The organism is Hymenobacter sp. B1770, from assembly GCF_049896385.1.
Taxonomy (GTDB): domain Bacteria; phylum Bacteroidota; class Bacteroidia; order Cytophagales; family Hymenobacteraceae; genus Hymenobacter.
Genome location: NZ_JAFCUF010000002.1, coordinates 338,323 through 358,010, shown reverse-complemented (window position 1 = coordinate 358,010; position 19,688 = coordinate 338,323). Strand labels below are relative to the sequence as shown.

Below are 19,688 nucleotides of genomic sequence, written 5' to 3'. Positions count from 1 at the left end.
ATTAATTTTTAAAAAGCACCGGCTTGAAAGTGAGCATCACCCACCCCCACTGGTTATTCATTTGGCCGTCGCGGCTTTTCAGGGCGGCCAGCGTGGGCGTGGCCAGCAGGTGTGAGTAGCCCACTTTGAGGTTGAACTCGGGGCTCACGTTCGCATTGAACACGAGGTCGAGCTCTTCGCCGAGTCGGCTCGTGAGCTTCTCATTGGAATCGGATGGGCTGTAAACCGCTACCGGCGACTTGAAATGGTGCAAATGAGCCAGTAGGCTGCTGCCTGGCCCCAGCGTAAAGCTGGTTTTCAGGTAGACGTCGACCAACCCGGCGGTGCGACCGTTTTGCCCGTGGTTGTTGCCCACATAGAAGTAGTCCATGAGCCCGTAAAAAGCGTGATTGGTGCCATAAAGCGGGGCAAAGGCCCGGTTTCGGGTGTCTTTGGCATCAGAGCCCGACAAGTAATCGGCCCCCAGGGTGAGTGGGGTAAGCCTGGTGGGCACCGTTAGGCTCACCGCGGCCAAGTAGGCCTTCACCGCACGCCTCGCCGCATCGGAACCGCTCTGGTAATAAAACTCCCCGGCAACAGTGGCGGCCCAAACCTTTTGCTCGCCAGTCAGGCCATACGTCTGCCGGTACGAAGCGCTGGAATCGGCCCGCTGGCGCTGGTCGTTGAAGAAGAGCCCCGACACTTTGGTGGTAGCCCACTCCTGATGCAGCCACAGGTACTGCATGGCTTTGTAGTTGTCCAGGCCCCCGTAGTAGGTATCGAAGAGCTTGGTGGGCTCTGGGGAAAACGACTGGTTGAAGCCCGCGCCAACGTGGGCCGCAAAGCCCGCACTGTCGGCGTACATGAATTTGATGGCGTCGTGGCTGCGGCCCTGCTGCGCCCAGTCCAGCGCGCCCAGGAAGCGGGCATTGTCGTAGTCCAGCGCCTGGCGGCCCACCCGCAGCGCGAGGCGGTTGGTCATTTGGTATTCGCCATAGGCTTCGAACACGTTGAACAGGTTGGGGTCGGTTTTATACACCTGGCTGGTACTGCCCCAGATGCGCACGTCCTGCACCGAGAGGCGTAGCTGCAGCTTCTCGCGGCCGTAGCCAATGTTGAGCCGGGAACGCTGCTCAATGAAAAAAGCGGGATTGTCGTCCGGGGTCCGCACCGTACGGAACCCATTGCGCAGCTCGGCCCGCGGCCGCACTTCGGCCGACAAAACAAACTGGCCAAACGCCGTTTGGGCGCTCAGCAACAGCCCAGCAGCTAGCATCAGTTTATGGGAGTAGCAGTGTTTCATAAGCACGCAGAGTTTGTGAGAAAAGAAGCTTTAGGCTGTGTTAATAGCCACCCATCCCCACGTACACCTGGTCGCCCACTACCTTCACCGGATAGGTCTGGATGCTGCACTCGTCGCCATTCAGGCACTCGCCGGTTAGGAGCGAAAAGGTGCGCTTGTGAAACGGACAGGCCACTTTGGGCTCGCAGGCTACGCCGGTGCTGCCTATCATGCCGCGGGCCAGGGCCATCTGCTGCTTATGGGGGCACAGGTTCTGGGTGGCGTACCACTCGCCGCGCCGGGCGAAGTTGAAAATGGCTACTTGCTCACCCTCTACCAGCACGCAGGCGCCGCCGTCGGCGGGAATGTCGGTGGTTTTGCACACGGGCAGCCAGTCGACTGCTACTTCAGTTTCCATAATGTTTGCGTTTTAGTGGACGTAGGGTGGCCAGGTGGTTTCCGGCCACATGTCATATTTCAGTCCCTACCAGGTTTTCACCTTCTTCTGGCCGCGCATGATTTCAAATTCCATGGTCGGGTCCTTCACTTTGGGAGCGTTCACGAAGTGGGTGAACTGCTTGCGCAGCTCCGGATTTTCCACCACTTCCTTCCACTCGCAGTGGTAGTTCTGGATGAGCAGCGCCATTTCAGCTTCCAGGTCGGCCGCAATTCCAAGGCTGTCGTTCACCACCACGTTTTTGAGGTAAGCCAGGCCGCCGTCCATCTTATTGAGCCAGGTGGCGGTTCGCATCAGCGGGTCGGCGGTCTTGATGTAAAACATCAGGAAACGGTCGAGGTACTTGATGCAGGTTTCGTTGTCGAGGTCGGTGGCCAGCAACTGGGCGTGCTGGGGCTTCGAGCCGCCGTTGCCGCACACGTAGAGGTTCCAGCCTTTTTCGGTGGCGATGATGCCAAAGTCCTTGGCCTGCGCCTCGGCGCACTCGCGCACGCAGCCGCTCACGCCGCTCTTGATTTTGTGGGGCGAACGGATGCCTTTGTACCGGTTCTCGATTTCGATGGCAAACGACACGCTGTCGTGCAGCCCAAACCGGCACCAGGTGCTTCCCACGCAGCTTTTCACGGTGCGCAGGCTCTTGCCGTAGGCGTGTCCGCTCTCAAAGCCGGCGTTAATCAGCTCCTCCCAGATGTCGGGCAGGTCGCTGACGTGGGCCCCGAACATGTCGATGCGCTGGCCGCCCGTAATCTTGGTGTAGAGGCCGTATTTGTGCGCCACCCGCCCAATCACCATTAGCTGTTCGGGCGAAACCTCGCCGCCCGCGATGCGCGGCACTACCGAGTAGCTGCCGCCCTTCTGGATGTTGGCCAGGTACCGGTCGTTGGTGTCCTGAATAACCGGCTGCTTCACTATCAAATCATTCCACAGGCCCGACAGGATGCTGCCGACCGCCGGCTTACACGTCTCGCAGCCGTCGCCCTGGCCAAAGTGGTCCAGCGCCGCGTCGTAGGAGCGGATATCATTGATTTTCAACAGATCAAACAACTCCTGGCGCGAGTAGTCGAAATGCTCGCACAGGACGTTTTTGATGTACGCGCCCTGCGCCGTAAGCGTACTGTTGATGAGGTCCTTTATCATGGGCACGCAGCCGCCGCAACCGGTGCCCGCCTTGTTGCACTTCTTCATGGCGTCCACGGTCGTCACGTGCTCGTTGGTCACGGCAGTGCAAATAGCACCTTTGGTTATCGCCTCGCAGGAGCACACCAGCGCCTCGTCGGGCAAGCTCAGCACGCCGGCTCCCTCTTCGGCTTCGCCGCCCCGGGCCCCCAGAATGAGGTCCTCGGGATGGGGCGGTAGCACTATCCGGTTGTTCACCGTTTGCAGCAGCATGTTGTAAGCTTCCGCATCGCCGATGAGCACGCCCCCCAGCAGGTACTTACCGTCGGGGCTGATGTTGATGCGCTTATACACACCGCTGTGCGCATCTTCAAACACGATGGCCCGGCTGTGCGGCTCGGCCACAAACGGGTCGCCGAAGCTGGCCACGTCCACCCCAATCAGCTTGAGCTTGCTGCTCATGTCGTAGCCCGTGAAGGCGCGGGCACCCTGCGTGAGCCGGCTCGCCACCACCTCGGCCATGTCGTAGCCGGGGGCCACAAGGCCGTAAATCATTCCCGCATGCAAGGCGCACTCGCCAATGGCGAAGATGCGGGCATCGCTGGTTTCCATCTCGTTGTTAACCACAATGCCACCCCTTAGCCCTACTTCCAGGCCCGCAAGCTTCGCCAGCTCGTCGCGGGGCCGGATGCCTGCTGAAATAACCAGCATGTCCACGTCCAGAACAGAGCCATCGCCGAAGTGCAGAGCATCAATCTTGCCCTCTCCCCCGATACTTGCCGTGGCTTTGCTAAGATGAATTTGCAGGCCCAGGGCTTCGAGCTTGCTTTGGAGCATGGCGCTGCCGGCCGTGTCAATCTGCCGGGGCATGAGCCGGGGCGCAAATTCTACCACGTGGGTTTCCTGCACGCCCAGGTCGAGCAGGGCCTTGGCCGCCTCGAGGCCCAGCAGCCCGCCGCCGAGCACAGCCCCGCAGCGGGCAGTGGCGGCATAGGCCTTTATTTCTTCCAGGTCTTCAATGGTGCGGTACACCATCACCCCTGCTTTTTCCACTCCCGGAATATCGGGCACGAATGCCGAGGAGCCCGTGGCCAACACCAGATAATCGTAAGGCTGCACCAAGCCGCTGCGTGAATGCACCGTTTGGCTTGCCCGGTCAATTTCCAGCACTGGGTCGCCCAAATGCAGGGCAATGTGGTTGTCCAGGTACCACTGCTTGGGAGCCATGAGCAGGTCGTCGGCCGTCTTCCCCCCAAAATATTCGCTCAGGTGCACCCGGTCGTACGCCACCCGGGGTTCTTCTCCAAACACCACCAAGTTAAAATGGGTCGACTTAGCGAGGAGCTTCTCGCAGAATTTGTAGCCAACCATGCCGTTGCCAATGACAACTACTGTGGGAATATGCTGCAATGCCATGCTGACCGGGTTTAGTTGGCTCTATGTGATAGTCGGGTCGGTTAAAGAGTGGGTGGGATTTGGAAGAGGATGAAGTTATACAGTACAAGCACTACCCTTAGTGTTTATGGGGCTTTTCTTATTGTTTCAAACAAATCTACTCAACTACACCTAAAATTCAATGGACATTTTATAAAAATTTAAATCATATTAAACTTTACCCCCTAAAATTTAAGGGCAATTTTCAATTCTGCTCGGTTTTCATATTTCATTAAAACAGCTCGCATACATAACTCAAAAGCCCCGGAGCGGGCGAACGGCACTGTGCTGTTCGCCCGCTCCGGGGCTTTGGGATTGAGGAAAGTATTTTGCGTCAGAAGCGCGCGATAAAACGCAGGTTCACTACCCGCTGCGAGAGGTAGCTAGGCACCGAGTACGTCACACCATTCACGTCCTGCAGGTAGCTATAACCCGCCACATTATTGGCAGCCAGCACGTTCAAAATTTCCAAGCCCAGCCAGAGACTCTCGAAACTGTAGAAGTGAGCTTTCGGCGCATCGTTGTTCTTCAAGCCTACGACTTTCGAAAAACCCAAATCAACCCGCTTGTAGCTGGTTTCCAGGGCCGAAGTGCCACGCAAATCCGGCTGGTTAGGCGGCGTGAACGGCAAACCCGTGCCGTACACAATGTTCACGTAGCCGCGCACCGACGGGTTATTCGGCAGATGGTCCTGGAAAAACACGCCCACATTCAAGCGCTGGTCCTGCGGTCGGCGGATGTAGTCCTTGGCCTGCCGGCTGGTCTGGTTGCCGTTGGCATCAAAAAAGCTGATTGAATCCCCCACCACATTCTCCTGGGTAGTAAGCAGGCCCAGGCTGAACCACGACTCGGCTCCTTTCACAAACTCGCCACTCACGCGGGCATCAAAGCCGGCAGCATAAGCGGTGGCGTTATTTTTTGCGAAGTAGCGCAGCCGCACATTGTCCACGTCGTAGGGCACCACGTCGGTCAGGTACTTATAATAGGCCTCGCCCGAAAACTTAAAGGGCCGGCCAAATTGCTGGAAGCTGATTTCCTTGCCTGCAATGAAATGGTAAGACTTCTGGGCGCGCAGCGCCGGATTCAGGAAGCCTTGCTGCACGCCAAGCTGGGTGGTTTGCTGGTCGCGCAGCTCGCGGTAGAACGGCGCCTGGTAGTACACGCCTACCGCGGCCTTGAACGAGCGGTTCGGGTGGCGCCGGCTGATTTGCGAGTACTGCACCCGCGGGCTGAAGACGAGTTGGCCATTGGTGGTCCAGTAGTGCGCACGCACCCCGTAGCTGATGGTGCGCATCGAGTCCAGCACCCAGGTGTCCTGCACAAACCCTTGGCTGCGCGTGCTCAGCAAGCGCAGGTCGGAACGCAGGCGCAGGCGCCGCTCATCGGGCACAAAGTCGGCCGAGTCGGCAAAGCTGTACTCGTTGAGCACGTCGCTGATTCGCTCCCGGCCAATTTTGGCGCCCCAGCGCACGGTATGGGCACCGCCGGGGGTCCAGCGGCCACGGGTTTCGGCGGTATAAATCTGGGCCGTAAGGTTGTTGCGCGAGTTCTTAAACTGCGAGCCGATGTCGCGCTGCCGCACTGCTTGGTTGAAATCCGGCGAGGTTGGGTCGCGGTTGATTTCGGCAAAGGTGTATGCAGCTTCCACGTCGCGGTATTCCAGCTCGCGCGAAATCAGGGCTGAGCCCAGCAGCTCCATCTGCAGGTTGGGCGAGAAGTCGTGCTTCAGGTTAAGGCCGCTCTGGTAGGTGTCGAACTGCATCCGCTCGCGGCCTTCGTAGGCTATGAACACCCGCGTAAACTGGTTGGTACCGGTGGAGAAAGTAGCCCGGCCGGTTTCTGGCGAAAAGCGGTAGTCGTTGTGAGCCACCACGCCCAGCAAGCCCAGCGTGGTGCGCTGCATGTCCTTCCTCTTGCCCAGCCCGATGTTCACAAACGCCTGAGCATCATAAAACGTGGGGTTGTAGCCTCCTTGGGCCTGTCGCAGCGCATTCAGCACGTATTGGGCATTTTTGTAGCGCACCCCGGCCAGATAGCTCACCCGGCCGTTGGCCGAGCGGGCTTCAGCATGCGCCGCCCCGCCCACTAGGCTGCCCGTGAGCGAAGCGGCAAACTTTTCCGGCGTCTTATAGTCAACACTCAGCACCGAGGCAAGCTTGTCGCCGTACTTTGGCTGCCAGCCCCCGCTGCTAAACTCCACCTGCTTCACCAGGTCGGGGTTAATAAAGCTCAGCCCTTCCTGCTGGGCCGAGGTTACCAGAAACGGCCGATATATCTCAAAGCCGTTGACGTACACGAGGTTCTCGTCGTAGTTGCCGCCGCGTACGTTGTAGGTGCTGCTCAGCTCGTTGTTGGACACCACTCCGGGCAGCGTCTTCAGAATGGCGTTGAAATCACCAAAGGGCGAAGGAATCTCCTTGGCCGAACGCGGGTCTATTCGCGTAATGCTCACCTGCTCGCGGGTGTCGGCCTGGTCCGACCTGCCGGTCACTTTCACGGCTCCCAGGGCCTTGGTATCTAGACGCATGGTCAGCAGCAAAGGCTCCGCGGCATCGGTGGGCAGCTTCAGGGGCACCCGTAAGGGCAGATACCCCAGGCGGCGCACGATGAGAACCGTGCTCTGGCCTGCTTCCGGCACTCGTACCTGCAGCTTAAAGGTGCCTTCGACAGTTGTATTGGCTCCGCTGGGCTGGCCCTCTACTCCTACCGCCGCCAGCTCCAGCGGCTGGCCGTCGGCGTCGCGCAGGGTTCCTGTCACAGTCACCACCGCAGTGGCCGGCACTTGCACCGGAGCCGGCACCGGCTCCTGGGCCTGCACTTGCCCCGCGGCCAGCAGCAGCAGCATTAAGCCACCAGCTCCTACCCGAACCTGGTGGCCCTTCCTTTTTTCCGGCATTACTGACTCCCTCGGCGTAACGTTTTCTTCCACGATGCTTAGATAACGGGCGTCTTTAGCAGCTATTGCGCCCGGTGGCTGTCTGAGGAACCGGCCGCGTGCACCTCCAGGCCCGCCAGGTAGTCGCGCATACTGGCCAGGGTGGCCACTGGCCCTTCAGCAGCACTAAACACAAAGTTGCCAGCCACCAGAACGTCGGCACCGGCCTCCACCAAGGGCCCGGCATTAGTCAGGCTCACGCCGCCGTCAATCTCAATCAACGCATCGGAGCCGGCATCGAGCAGCAGCTCTTTGAGCATGGCCACTTTTTTCAAAGTGTTCGGGATAAAGGCCTGCCCCCCAAACCCCGGGTTCACCGACATCACCAGCACCACGTCCAAGTCGGCGGCAATGTCTTCGAGCAGCGCCACGGGTGTGTGCGGGTTTAGGGCCACGCCCGCCTTGCAGCCCAACTGCTTTATCTGCTGCACCACGCGGTGCAGGTGCTGGCAGGCTTCGTAGTGCACGGTAATGTTGGTGGCCCCGGCATCGCGGAAAGCCGCCAGATAATGCTGCGGCTCCTCTATCATCAAATGCACATCAAGGGGCTGCTTGGCGTAGCGCGCCACGGCCTGCAGCACCGGCAAGCCGAAGGAAATGTTGGGCACAAACCGCCCGTCCATTACATCGAAGTGCAGCCAGTCGGCGGCGCTGGTAGCGAGCCTTTCGGTTTCGGCTTGCAAATTGGCAAGGTCGGCAGCCAGAAACGACGGGGCCAGCAAGGTGGCGCGGCGAGTTGAGTTCATGGCGGCGAAGATACAGCGGGCGGGCACTACCCAAACGCGGTTCAGCCAGCTTGCCGGCTCTACTTTTGTGGCAACCTGGCCGGTCGGTTCCCCTAGTGCCAGTACGCTTACCTTTCCCCTCGCTTCACTTTTTGCTTCTGTGCCCCACCTGCTTCCCCTCCTCATCCGCGGCATCAACAACCTCTCCGATGCCCGCTACTGCGCCGGCATGGGTGCCGACAAACTCACCTTTATTCTCGACCCGGCCATTCCCGGCTTTCTCGACACCAAGGCCGTGAAGGAGCTGGCCGGCTGGGTGGCCGGAGTTGAACTGATAGGTGAATTTGACCAGCTCAATGCTTCCGAAATAAACGCTATAGCAGCTGAGTGCGGGCTCGACGCAGTGCTCCTTCGGCAGCCCCGCTCCGCCGCGGAACTTGCTGAAATAGCCCCCCCTGCTTACATCGAACTAGCCATCGGCTCGGTCAGTATTGCCGGGTACCTACCCCACTCTTCGGCGGGCCTGCTCATTGAGATAACCGAGCCCTTAACCACTAAAACCATGGAAAAGCTACATGCAATTAGCCAGCAGCACCCTCTGTGGCTGGGCCCCGGCCTGCAGCCCGACCTTGCGCGGGACCTGGCCACCCAGTTGCTCTTGGCGGGCCTGGTTTTCCCTTCCGGCGACGAAGTAAAGCCCGGCCTGCGCGATTTCGACCAGCTCGAAGCAGTATTCGAAGCCTTGGAAACTGAGTAGCTAGCTTTCAGATGTTAGGTGTCCGTTGTCAGGGTTCTTATTCCTGACAACGGACACCTAACAACCATTTTAGCTCAGCCGAAACTGCACGTACTTGATGGGCACGCCCACCGCCCGGTATTTGCTCTCGAAGTTGGTTTGAATGGCTTGGGCTTCGGTGAACTCCTCCCCGGTTTCTGAGTAAAGGTCCCGCGTAAACCGCTCCACGCGGGCGCCGGGACGAGCAGCCAGGGTCTCAAGCGTGTACTCAAACAAGCCCTCGTTATCAGTTTTCAAATGCAGCAGGCCGCCGCTGGTTAACAGCTGCTCATACAAAGCCAGGAAACGCGGCGACGTAAGCCGGCGCTTGATGTCCCGGTCACGGGGCCGGGGGTCAGGAAACGTAATCCAGATTTCATCAAGTTCGCCGGGGCCGAACTGCGCGGCCAGCGCTTCGGCACGCATCCGCACGAAGCCCACGTTGGTCAGCTCCATTTCGGCGGCGCGGGTGCTGCCCCGCCAGATGCGCTCACCCTTGATGTCGAGGCCAAGAAAATTGCGGCCGGGATGGCGCTGAGCCAACCCCACGGTGTACTCGCCCTTGCCACAGCCCACTTCCAGCGTCAGCGGGTAGGGCGCTTTAAAAAAATCGGTGCGCCACCGGCCGCCGAGCTGCTCGTACTCGGGCTTGCCGGGTTCAATAATATCGGGGCGGGTGGCATTGTCCGTAAAACGGTGCAGTTTGACGCGAGGCAAAACGAGGGTCGGATGAAATGAAAAATAAAGATTTAAGCGGTGCGGACCGGGGCAAATAGCTCCTCTACCTCCGCCACCACAAAAGTGCTGCCACCGATGAACACAACATCGCGGGGGCCCGCCGCGGCACGCGCTGCGGCTACAGCCGCCGCAACTGGGCCATAGGCCCTGCCGCTCAACCCCAGCGCTACGGCTTGCTCTGCCAGGTCCTGGGCGGGCAGGGCCCGGGGAATATTAGCTGCACAAAAATAGTAGGTAGCCGCTGCCGGCAGCAGCTCTAGCATGGCCGCAACGTCTTTGTCTTGCACCGCTCCGATTACCATATGGAGCTGCTCGTACTCCAGCCGCTGCAGCTGCGCTACCACCAAGCGCAGGCCAGCTGCGTTATGGCCCGTGTCGCATACTACCAGCGGACGTCGCCCGATGATGCTCCAGCGCCCGCGCAAGCCGGTGAGCTGGCTTACATGTTGCAGGCCAGTCCGCACCGCGGCGTCCGTTAGGTGAAAGCCCAGGGCTCGGAGCTCATCCAGGGTAGCCAGCACACCGGGGAGGTTAAACTGTTGATAGTCGCCCGGCAGGCCCAGCTCCGCGTTGGGAAGATACGGGCGACCGTGCTGCGTCACAGACAGGGGCCGCAGGCCTGTTTCGGGTTCGGTCTCGGCGGTAAACTTTGCTTGATAAATCTGGTCTGCAAAAACCAAGTGCGCCAGCTTACCGGCCGCCTCGCGCTTAAATACCTCAGCTACCTCCGGCTGGGTTTGGCTGACTACTACTGGCACACTGGCCTTGATGATGCCCGCTTTTTCACTAGCAATTTCGGGCAGCGTGTTGCCCAGCAGCGCTTGGTGGTCCAAGCTGATGTTGGTGATAAGCGAAACCAACGGCGTAATGATATTGGTGGAATCTAGGCGCCCGCCCAGGCCTACTTCCACAATGGCAATGTCCACGCGCTGTTCGGCAAAGTAGGCGTAAGCCAGCGCCACGCACATCTCAAAAAACGACGGCTGCACTTGCTCAAACAACTGCCGCCAGCGCGCCACCCACGCCACCAAGTAGTCGGGCGGCAGTTCCTGGCCATTCACCCGGATGCGCTCTGTGAACTCGCGCAAGTGCGGCGAAGTATACAGCCCCACCTTGTAGCCCGCAGCCTGCAGCACCGCCGCTAACAGATGCGAGCTGCTGCCTTTGCCGTTGGTGCCGGCTACGTGCACGCTGCGAAACTGCTGCTCCGGATTCCCCAGGGCCTCCGCTAGAGCCAGGGTGTTGCCCAGCCCTTTTTTAAAACCGGCTGCGCCCACCCGCTGGAACATGGGCAACTGGTCGTAGAGGTAGGCCAGAGTTTCAGAATATGTCAAGGCTGGAGGGAATGTGTAAGGTGGGAATCCACAAATTAACGGCCCTCCAGCCTCAGTTTAGCAAAAAGCCCCGTGAGCTGCTTAGCAGACCACGGGGCTTCAACTGGTTGTCAGCAGGATTACCGCACTGTAAATCGAAAAGTATAAAAGCCAGTGGCGCCTCCTGCCGCGCTATTCGTCTTGATGAAGTTGGCATCGAGGAGCTTGTCGCGGCAGAGCTTCTCCTGGGCGCTCGATACGTTGCCCGACACCTTGGACACGGATTCTACTTCGCCATCGGACGAGATTTTAATCCTGAATCGAATCACCCCCGAGTTGTTATCAATGGCTTCCACTACTGGCGTGCTTTCGAAGCGCCAGCCGCTCATCTCCAAGCCACCACTACCGGGGCTACTGCCGCTGCCACCGCTACCGGGCGCCCCGTAAAGGGCCTTGGCGTCGAGCGAGCCATTGGGGTCACCCTGGTCGCCCACGGCGCCCGGCCGGTCGCCGTTGTTGTTGCCTGTGGGGGTATTGCTGGTGCCATTCACGCCGTTGCCGCCGCCGGTAGCGTTGCCATTAGGCGAATACGCGGCTGTTACTTTGCGGGCAGGCTTAGGGGCCACTTTCACCTCTTCCTTGCGCGGGGCCGGCGTCTCAACCGGGGCTTCCGAAACCGGGCTTTCCTCGGCATCGCTGGTAATTATCTTTTCCTGAGCGGGGGGCGTGGGGTCGGGCGTGGCCGCCGCCACGGGGCGGGGCTGCGGGTCAGGGCTCGCAATGGGCGGGCGGCTGTCTTCGCGGTTGAGCGATTTGTTGGCCGTGGCCATGCTTTGCACGTCGCCGGACCCCGCCTCGTCGATGCCGTAGTTCAGCTCTACGCCGTCGCCGCCCATGGCCGCCAGCGGCGGATTGGGACCTTTGAAGAAGGTAAACATAAAGAACAGCAGCAGCAGGCCGTGGAGAACCAAAGTTCCAATCAGGGCCTCGCGGCGGTGCGGTTCTGGATAATCAATTGCCATCTTAGGGTACTAAGGTGATGGAGTTTTGATGTTTTAAAGCATTAACGATGCGGACCCTAGGGAGTTCAAAATCGTTTGGAAGAAATTGGAACGTCCTGTTGAGCCTGTCGAAGCCTCTCTACCGCTTCAGGAGAGCCGTTCAACGAAGCAGTAGAGAGGCTTCGACAGGCTCAACAGGACCTTTGATTTGCCGAATAGGCACTTTTTAGGGTAGCTATTATGCCTCGTTCTGCTATTTACCAGCTGCTTGCTGGGCCTGGGTAGCCATCACCATTTTCAACTTTAGGCGGTTGCCAATTTCCAGAATATCAACCAGCTTCTGAACGTTCAAAGAGTTGTCTACGCGCAGCACCACGGTGGGCTGCTCAGTGGTGGGCACCGTGCCGATGAGCGCCACCAGCTCAGGCTCTACCGAGGCTGGGTTAACGGGTTTCTTATTGACAAAATAGGTGCCTGCTGCATCCACCGAAATGGTAATGGGCTGCTTCATCACCTGCTTGCTCGAGCGGGCGTTGGGCAACAGAAGCTTGATAACGTTGGGGTTCACCAGCGTGGAGGCAATGAGGAAGAACAACATCAGGAAGAACATGATGTCGTTCATGGCCCCAGTCTCGACGTGTGACGTGAGGCGATGGCGGCGGGAAAGATTCATTGGTTGATGTGCTAATGGCTTGATGTGCAAATGTGCTGAAGGTTGACAAATGATAGCATCAGCACTTCAGCACATCAATAAATTCAGCACCCAGTTTAGTTGTCCTGAAGAATGTCCATAAACTCAATGGCTGAGTTCTCCATCCGGAACACCATGCGCTCGACCAGGATGCTGAGCCAGTGGTAGCCTACGTGGGCAATGATACCCACAATAAGGCCCGTAGCCGAAGTAACCAGCTTCACATACAAGCCGTCGGCTACCTGCGGAATGCCGAACTCTTTGGTAGCAGCAATGGAGTAGAAAATCTTAATAACCCCGATGATGGTGCCCACGAAACCCAGCATGGGCGCAATGCCGGCAATGATGCCGAGGATGCTGATGTTCTTTTCGAGGCGGGCAATTTCAATCTTGCCGACGTTTTCTACGCTGGTTTCAATCTCCTTAAGCGGCAGGCCAATGCGGCGCAGGCCTTTTTCAACCATGCGGGCTAGTGGAGAAGCCGTTTGGGCGCAGAGCAGTTTGGCCCCGGCCAGGTCGCCCTTCACCATCAGCGAGCGGATGCCGTTCATGAACGACTCCGGGTTGCCGGCGGCCCGGCGAATGGTGAAGTAGCGCTCAATAATGATGTAAACCGAAACCAGGGAAAGTGCCAGCAGGGGAACCATTATCAGGCCCCCACGCAGGATAAGGTCAATAACTGGGACGTCGGACTGAACTATCGGAGCATCTGAAACAACGGTATTTACAGTGTCGGCCGCAGCAGCGGCAATTTGCAAGAAGAATGCGGACATGCTAGGGGTTAAAATTTCAAAGTATTGTAATCACAATGCGTGGTTACGCGCAGGCGCTGGGCCTCACGTTGGGCCGAGGCCAGGTCTGAATAATCACCAGCCGTGAGACGAAACAGCCGGCTGCCGGGGTGCGGCAGAATGATATAAGAAGCATGCCCGGTTCGCGTCAGGGTCTGACGGCCCTTTTCAGCGCTTTTCAGGCTGCGATAAGCACCGGCGATGACGTAATAACGGCCGGTCCTATTTTTAATTGTAGTTGCGCTTACTTCAGTAGGCTTGGCAGTTTTGGCAACCATTGCCACTTTGGCTATTGCCGGAGCGGCAGTTGCCGCTGGCTTGGCCGCTACCGGTGCAGCTACAACGGGCGAAGCGGCGGTAACCTTTTCTGCAGTAGCTGTCACCTCTGGGGTAGTAGCTGTTGTAGCGGGTGCCGTCACAACGACTTCCGGCTTAGCCGTGGCGCTGGCCTCTTCAGTAGCCGCGGAGGCTGGCTGCGTCTCAACCTGAGGAACCGGTGTAGTTGAAGGCGTTTCCAACGGGGTCATGCCTTCGGTAGCAACGGGGGCGTTGTGGGCAGCAAAGTCGTGCTGGCCCAAAGTTGCCTGCTGAGGCTCATTCAGGGCCGGCGCCGGGCGCGACTGTGCCCACTCCAGCTGCGGCAGCTGTTTCTGCCAGGCCGTGGGCAGGGAACTCACTTGGTAGTTCACCAGCAACACCAGGCCTACCGCTGCAGCCACTAGCCCTCCTGGCACCAAGCGAGCCCACCGCGAACGGCGGGTAGCGGCCCCACGCAAAGCAGGTTGTGGGCTCTTGGCACGCGAATCGGTGGCGCGCACGGGACGTGCCGCCAGCTCTGGCAAGCCAAAAGCCGAAGCCAGCAAATTATCAGTACCCGTGTATTCAAAAGCTAAGCCCCGGCCTACGGCCCGGCGAAAAATCCCAATGCCAGGCAATTCGGTCCGATTGGTTTCTTCCAACTCGCGCTGCAGGCCTGCCACGGCGGTGCGCACGGCTTCGCGGGCCTGCGCAATCGATAGCCCCAGGTGTTGGCTTAGTGCATCCACCAGCAGGCCGTCGTTGCGGGTCAGGGCTTGGTTGAAAGCCACGAGCTTGGTTGGCGGACTCAGCTCCTGCCGGCCGGGCTGAGCGCGGGCCGGCGACACATCGGCCACAAGGCCCCCAAAGTCCGGAATTATCACACAGTCGTGGTCGCGGAGCAGGGGGCGGATGTGGTCGGCTAAGTGCAGCATAATGGTTTTAAATAATCAATGTTGAGCTATATGTTTAACAAAGCATCTGATTGTCAGAAACCTGAGCAACGAATACGTTACTCAGCCCTCCACATGCAGGCCTTCCTAAAACATAAAAGTAGCCCCGCCTATCACGTTGACGCCCTTCACCGGATAACCGTAGAAGCGCTGGTACGAACGATTGGCGAGGTTATTACCCATTACAAAGATGGATATTTTTGGCGTAATGCGGTAATCGGCCCGGAGGTTTAAATCGATAATGGGGTCGGTAGCGCGATAAAAATCAGGCACCCGCACCTCCCCTGGGTTCGACGCCGGCCGGTAGCTGATGCCGTAGCTCGCTGCAAAGAAATAGCCCTCCAGGCCCAGGATCAGCTTGTCAAAGACGTTGTAGGTACCGAACACTGTGCCTTGGAACTCGGGGCGGTGAAAGGGCTGCGGCAGGTTACGCAAGGCGTACCTGTTGAAATCAATCCGTGAGCCGAGGCGGATTTTCTCGGCAACGCTGTAGAGCAGCTCGCCGTGAATATTCAGGACACCGGTCGCATTCTGGTCATACACCAGGTCGAATTTGGTGGGGTCGATGGGGTTGTTCAGGTAGAAATACAGGTTGCGGTCGCGGGCGTAGGTGGCGCGGGCGTTCAGCTCAAGGCCCCGGGCGGGCGTGGAAGTAAAACCGGCATACACAGTGGGGCCGCGGTGGGTATCGGCCACGTTCAGGCCACGGTTGAGCCACGGGTTTTCTGTGCTCAGGTCGTAACGGGTCACGCGCTGCAGGGCACCACCCAGACCAGCGTATATCATAAACTTCTCGGGCTCGACGGTATAGCCCAGCCGCACGGCTGGGTACACCACGCCCCGACTCACGTTGGTGGTGGTATCGGACGAATAGCCTAAGGTAGCGCCGACGGTAAAAGCTACTCGCTTTTTGATGAACTCATAAGCCGGCGTGGCCTGTATAAAGGTGCGGGTGCGCGTCTGACTGTCTTCGGGTGCGGGCTGCTGCCGATTGCCAGGTAGAAGGTCCTTTTCCGAAATAAACGATGCGTCAGTGGTCACGGTGATACGGCTGGCATCGCCCATGGCATAGCCCACTTTGGCATTCACCATCACGTTGTTTTCCTGGGCATTGAATATGTCCGCCCAGTAGCGGTAGCCTAGGCTGGCGTCATACGTCAGTACTTGGTCGGGGGCGCGGTTATGAGCGTAGGCTTTCACGCCAAAGCGCTTAAACAATTGCTTAATGCTCTCCGTTTCGGGCCGTACGATGGGCTCGGCCTGGTTGGCGGCCCGCTCGTAGCCATAGAAATTATACCGCTCGCGGCCAAAGTCCAGCGCGGCCCCAAAGGCCGCCGTGCCCCGGTACAGTTCGCCCATCAGGCGGGCACTGGATTCGGAAACCCCTGAGTTTCTGCCATCCACCGGCCCAGTCTGAGAACTCACGTGCTTGATGTCGAGGCCATAGGAATGGTCGGTGTTGCGCGTGCTGTGGAAGTAACCGCGACCGTAAAATGTACCATAGTTGCCCAAACCCGCTTTCAGGAAGTTCCCCGTGAGGGGCGTCAGCTCTTCGCTGCGGATGGTGAGCACCTTCACCGAGGGGTTGAGGCGGTCGGCCGGCAACCGGAAGTCGGGAAAGGTATAGGCTACTTTTCGTTCGGCTGGGGGCGGTTCTGGCAGTTTGATTTTATCGAAGTTGCGTGTGGCTTCGGGCAGTTGGTTTACCCGTTCCTTCACAATCTCGATTTCGGCCTCTTCAATCTTACCCGTGGTGCGGGGCTTGGTAGGCTGGGCCAGGGCGGAAGGAGCAGCGCCCCCTACCAAAGCCGCGACCAATACCAACCCTGCCACGGCACCTGAGCCTTGGCGCACCAGCGGCTTATATTTTATTAAAGTCAAACGCTTCATCAGCAATCGATTATTCATTGAGAAACTACGCCGAACTTAGCGCTGGGAGTCGGCCTCGGTGGGCGCTATGGAATTGCCCTGCCCATTGGTGCGGGGCGCAGCAGCTTTGCCTTTGGTGGGGGCTGGCGCAGGAGCCACCTTGCTAGGAGCTGGAGCGGCGGGGGTTTTGGCAGGTGCTTTGGTGGGGGCAGCTTTAGGCGCTGCGGGCTCCGGGGTTTCGTCGGGCTGGTCAGCCCCTAGGGTTTTGAGGCGCTGCTTGGCTCCAGCCACAATTTCGGCCACCGGGAAATTATTGTCGATAATGGAGTTGAGCGTGCCCCGGGCCTGGAAGTTGTCGCCTTGCGCGGCGTAAGCATCGGCTACCAGAAGGAAGGCACGGCCCTGCCACAGGGTGTAGCTGCTGAAGCTGGAATTCACTTTCAGAGCGGCTGCAATGGCTTCTTCGTTCTTCTTTTGCTTGAACAGCGTCTCGGCCAGATAGTACTGGGCTTCGGCACCGTTCACATCATTGGGCGCTGCGGCAGCAGCGGCGGCCAGTTCCGTAGCAGCTTGGTCGAGGTTGCCAGCCCGGTAGCTGGCTTTGCCCAAGTAGAGCAAGGCGGCGTTGGTGGCATTGGCGGTGGCGCCGGCTTGCGTGCGCAAGTCTTCGGCCACGCGGCGGGTGCCGGGGTAGTCGCCGCTTTCGTAGAGGCTGCGCATCTGGCCCAGGGTGGCATTGGCTACTTCGCGGCGGTTGGTGCTGGAGGTGCGCAGCCGCTCATAGAATTTTGCCGATTCGGCGTAATTCTTATTTTCAAATTCGAGGTCAGCCAGTCGGCCCACGGCACGGTTCAAGAACTCACTCTTACCTTCCGTCACCACGTCGCGCAGGCGGGTCAGGCCTTGCTGCTTGTCGCCAGTTTTCAGGTAAGAGTCGGCTAAAAAGAAACGAGCGTCGGGCCCCAGGGCCGTCTGCGGGTATTGCTTCAAGTAAGATTCCAGGCGTAGGATAGCAGGCTTGTATTTCTCAGCCAGATACAAAGACTTAGCCGCTTCAAACTCGACGCTTTCGGTAGCTTTGCTGTCCGGGTTTTGCGCCTTGAAAGAAGCTAGCGCAGCATCAAACTCCTCGGTCCGGCCCAGCGCCGCCAAACTTTCCTGCATGCTGTAAAGGGCCTGCGAGGCGGCTTCGCTACGGGGGAAATCGGTAAGCACCCGCTGGAAATCGGCCACAGCTTTTTCCTGCTGCTGCAGGTTGGCGTAGGATACCCCGCGCTTTTGCAGGGCCTGGGGCAAGAGCGGACTGTTGGGTCGGTTGTCAATCAAACGTGAGAAACCCGTTGCGGCCGGCTGGTACTCGCCCGCTTCAAAGGCCAACTGCGCCTGCTGAAACACGGCCTCTTCTGCATAGCGGGAATTCGGGTTGGTTTTCAGCAGCGAGGCCAGGGTGCTGGTGGCTTCGTCGCGCCGGCCCATCAGGCCCAGGGTCCGGCCCTTCTGGTAATAGGCGTAGTCCTTGTCGGCGGCGTTGGCTCCAATCACCTTGTCGTAGAGCTCCAGGGCCTGCGAGTAGCTCTTAGCTACGTAATAGGTATCCGCCAGACGCAGGGTAGCGTCGTAATAGTTGGGGTCCGAGGGCTTGGCCGACTTGTCGCTCACGTACGCCTGAAACTGCGGCCGGGCGCGGTCATACTGCTTGGTGTTGTAGTAGGCATAGCCCAGCCCGTAGCGGGCCTTCTGTTCAAACTCAGTCTCCTCGGCGCTCACCCCGCCCCGCCGGGCCGAACGCTCCGCGGCGGTATAGGCCTTTATGGCGTCAGGGTACTGCTGGCCCACGCTATAGATTTCGCCACGCAACACCTGCGCCGCCGCCCGCAACGCGTCGTCTGAAGGGTATTTCAACGATTTGTCTAGCAGCGGCAGGGCCGCGCCGTAGTTGCCGTTATTATAGAGCGTGGCTGCTTGCGAGTATGCGACGCGCTGGTAAGTTGCGTTTAGCTTCTCGCTGCGTTCATCAAGCCCTTCGAGGTAAGCCAATGCCTGAGAAAAGTCAGTAGATGCCAGGAAACTGGTGCTCAGCAACTCATCTACCGTTGGTTGGTTGGCAGAGCGGGGAAACTTTTTGCTAAAGTCGCGCAGGACTGCAATTACTTCCGGCAGGTTGCCCTGCTCGTATTGCACCTGCCCGAGCTTAAGAGTGGCGTTTTCCGTAATCTGCTTGTCGAAGGAGCCCTGTCGAGCCGCTTCAAAGGCCGTAACCGCCTGTGGCTTTTGGTTGGCCTGCACGTAGCTCAAGCCCAAATGGTAAGCGGCATTTTGCCCAAGGGAATCGCGCTGCACGGCCACGTTGCGCAAGCCGGCGATAGCGCCCTTGAAGTCGCCCATCTTGTAATTGGCAAAGCCAATCTTGTATTGCAGCTTCGGCTCGATTCGTCCTTTCTGAATGGCGGCGTAACGGTCAAAGTACTCGGCCGCTTCCTTGTAGTTTTCTTTCTGGTAAAATGCGTCGCCGACCAGCAGCTGGATTTCGGCAGAGTTCTGGGGCGGTGGCGTGTTTTTCAGCGCGGCCGTTGCGTAGCTGATAAGTCCATCGTAGTCGCCCTCCCGATAATAAATCTGAGAAAGAATGGCAGGCACTACGGGCTTGTAGGCGTCGTTTTGCTCGGCCACGGCCAAGTCGGTGCGAGCACCGGCAAAGTCGCCGGCCCGGTAGGCCAGGTAGCCGGCGTAGTACGAGCTAGCGTATTTAAATTGGCTAGGCACCTGCTTGCTGCGGTCAAACAGCAGGCGGGCTTTTTCATATTCCTTCTGCTCAAAATAGCTGTAAGCCAGCTTAAAGTCGGACTCGGCGCGCTGCTCGTTGCTGAGGTTGTCGGGCGCTACCTTTTGCAGGTAGCGAATGGCCGACTCGTAATTTTTCTGGTCGAAGTAGAATTTACCCAGTTCAAAATAGGCAACCGCAGCGCGCGGATGGGCCGGGTGCTGCTCCGCAAAGGCCAGTATCAGGCCCTCGGCGTCGGGATGCAGCAGGTACAGGCCGCTCACGGCATAGTAGTACTCGGCATCGGCGGTGCGGTTGGTCTGAATGGGGCTGGCCTGGCTGGTATGCACTGGCTCCAGAGCCAGGTATTGCCGAAATGCCTCCTTGGCCGCGCCGTACTGGCCGCGGTCAAACAGTTCTAGTCCCTCCTGAAAGAACCGCTCGTCGGCGGCGAGAACCTGGGTTTGCTGGGCGTGGGCTGCCATTGGCGCCGCGGCACTCAGGGCCGTGGCCAGCACCAGCTGGGGAAATAGCTTCATGAAAATACCTTGCATGGGGGCGAATCGGGCCC

General features: G+C 58.9%; 14 protein-coding genes. 1 reads left to right on the top strand and 13 read right to left on the bottom strand.

What is annotated here, in order from left to right:
- Nucleotide 1: 1 nt before the first annotated feature.
- The 5 genes from ACP7AJ_RS05460 to rpe form a co-directional block, all read right to left on the bottom strand.
- A complete protein-coding gene (locus ACP7AJ_RS05460; RefSeq protein WP_426059182.1) occupies nt 2–1,282 on the bottom strand; it encodes an alginate export family protein in 1,281 nt (426 codons plus the stop codon).
- A 40-nt stretch (nt 1,283–1,322) separates the two neighbouring features.
- Nucleotides 1,323–1,679 (bottom strand): nitrite reductase small subunit NirD, encoded by a 357-nt coding sequence (gene nirD / locus ACP7AJ_RS05455; protein ID WP_426059181.1) that lies wholly within the window; start codon nt 1,677–1,679, stop codon nt 1,323–1,325.
- Nucleotides 1,680–1,745: 66 nt separating this feature from the next.
- Nucleotides 1,746–4,250, bottom strand: a complete 2,505-nt coding sequence (nirB, locus tag ACP7AJ_RS05450; protein ID WP_426059180.1) for a nitrite reductase large subunit NirB — start codon at nt 4,248–4,250, stop codon at nt 1,746–1,748.
- A 352-nt stretch (nt 4,251–4,602) separates the two neighbouring features.
- Complete coding sequence (locus tag ACP7AJ_RS05445) at nt 4,603–7,164, bottom strand: TonB-dependent receptor (protein ID WP_426059179.1); 2,562 nt, start codon at nt 7,162–7,164, stop codon at nt 4,603–4,605.
- A gap of 62 nt (nt 7,165–7,226) precedes the next feature.
- The gene (rpe, locus tag ACP7AJ_RS05440; protein ID WP_426059178.1) at nt 7,227–7,949 is read right to left on the bottom strand and encodes a ribulose-phosphate 3-epimerase; all 723 of its coding nucleotides are present in this window, start codon (nt 7,947–7,949) and stop codon (nt 7,227–7,229) included.
- Nucleotides 7,950–8,088: 139 nt separating this feature from the next.
- On the opposite strand from rpe, the gene ACP7AJ_RS05435 reads away from it, so the two are divergent.
- Complete coding sequence (locus ACP7AJ_RS05435) at nt 8,089–8,685, top strand: hypothetical protein (RefSeq protein ID WP_426059177.1); 597 nt, start codon at nt 8,089–8,091, stop codon at nt 8,683–8,685.
- Nucleotides 8,686–8,754: 69 nt separating this feature from the next.
- Here the strand turns inward: ACP7AJ_RS05435 and trmB are convergent, their stop codons facing one another.
- The 8 genes from trmB to ACP7AJ_RS05395 all read right to left on the bottom strand — a co-directional run bounded on the left by trmB (nt 8,755) and on the right by ACP7AJ_RS05395 (nt 19,656).
- Entirely contained in the window at nt 8,755–9,420 is a 666-nt protein-coding gene (trmB, locus tag ACP7AJ_RS05430) for a tRNA (guanosine(46)-N7)-methyltransferase TrmB (protein ID WP_426059176.1), read from the bottom strand.
- 32 nt (nt 9,421–9,452) lie between these two features.
- Nucleotides 9,453–10,775, bottom strand: a complete 1,323-nt coding sequence (locus ACP7AJ_RS05425; protein ID WP_426059175.1) for a bifunctional folylpolyglutamate synthase/dihydrofolate synthase — start codon at nt 10,773–10,775, stop codon at nt 9,453–9,455.
- Nucleotides 10,776–10,894: 119 nt separating this feature from the next.
- The gene (locus tag ACP7AJ_RS05420; protein WP_426059174.1) at nt 10,895–11,776 is read right to left on the bottom strand and encodes a hypothetical protein; all 882 of its coding nucleotides are present in this window, start codon (nt 11,774–11,776) and stop codon (nt 10,895–10,897) included.
- Nucleotides 11,777–12,008: 232 nt separating this feature from the next.
- Nucleotides 12,009–12,428, bottom strand: a complete 420-nt coding sequence (locus tag ACP7AJ_RS05415) for an ExbD/TolR family protein (RefSeq protein ID WP_426059173.1) — start codon at nt 12,426–12,428, stop codon at nt 12,009–12,011.
- Nucleotides 12,429–12,523: 95 nt separating this feature from the next.
- The gene (locus ACP7AJ_RS05410; protein WP_426059172.1) at nt 12,524–13,219 is read right to left on the bottom strand and encodes a MotA/TolQ/ExbB proton channel family protein; all 696 of its coding nucleotides are present in this window, start codon (nt 13,217–13,219) and stop codon (nt 12,524–12,526) included.
- Between the two features lie 8 nt (nt 13,220–13,227).
- Nucleotides 13,228–14,469, bottom strand: a complete 1,242-nt coding sequence (locus ACP7AJ_RS05405; protein ID WP_426059171.1) for an SPOR domain-containing protein — start codon at nt 14,467–14,469, stop codon at nt 13,228–13,230.
- Between the two features lie 105 nt (nt 14,470–14,574).
- Nucleotides 14,575–16,368 carry a hypothetical protein gene (locus tag ACP7AJ_RS05400; RefSeq protein ID WP_426059170.1) on the bottom strand — a complete coding sequence of 598 codons (1,794 nt, stop codon included), beginning with the start codon at nt 16,366–16,368 and terminating at the stop codon, nt 14,575–14,577.
- A 45-nt stretch (nt 16,369–16,413) separates the two neighbouring features.
- Nucleotides 16,414–19,656, bottom strand: a complete 3,243-nt coding sequence (locus ACP7AJ_RS05395; RefSeq protein WP_426059169.1) for a tetratricopeptide repeat protein — start codon at nt 19,654–19,656, stop codon at nt 16,414–16,416.
- Between the last annotated feature and the right edge of the window lie 32 nt (nt 19,657–19,688).

Excerpts from the sequence above, each read along its gene's own strand:
- ACP7AJ_RS05460 (WP_426059182.1), bottom strand. The coding sequence starts at position 1,282 with ATGAAACACTGCTACTCCCATAAACTGATGCTAGCTGCTGGGCTGTTG.
- nirD (WP_426059181.1), bottom strand. The coding sequence starts at position 1,679 with ATGGAAACTGAAGTAGCAGTCGACTGGCTGCCCGTGTGCAAAACCACC.
- nirB (WP_426059180.1), bottom strand. The coding sequence starts at position 4,250 with ATGGCATTGCAGCATATTCCCACAGTAGTTGTCATTGGCAACGGCATG.
- ACP7AJ_RS05445 (WP_426059179.1), bottom strand. The coding sequence starts at position 7,164 with ATGCCGGAAAAAAGGAAGGGCCACCAGGTTCGGGTAGGAGCTGGTGGC.
- rpe (WP_426059178.1), bottom strand. The coding sequence starts at position 7,949 with ATGAACTCAACTCGCCGCGCCACCTTGCTGGCCCCGTCGTTTCTGGCT.
- ACP7AJ_RS05420 (WP_426059174.1), bottom strand. The coding sequence starts at position 11,776 with ATGGCAATTGATTATCCAGAACCGCACCGCCGCGAGGCCCTGATTGGA.
- ACP7AJ_RS05415 (WP_426059173.1), bottom strand. The coding sequence starts at position 12,428 with ATGAATCTTTCCCGCCGCCATCGCCTCACGTCACACGTCGAGACTGGG.
- ACP7AJ_RS05410 (WP_426059172.1), bottom strand. The coding sequence starts at position 13,219 with ATGTCCGCATTCTTCTTGCAAATTGCCGCTGCTGCGGCCGACACTGTA.
- ACP7AJ_RS05405 (WP_426059171.1), bottom strand. The coding sequence starts at position 14,469 with ATGCTGCACTTAGCCGACCACATCCGCCCCCTGCTCCGCGACCACGAC.
- ACP7AJ_RS05395 (WP_426059169.1), bottom strand. The coding sequence starts at position 19,656 with ATGAAGCTATTTCCCCAGCTGGTGCTGGCCACGGCCCTGAGTGCCGCG.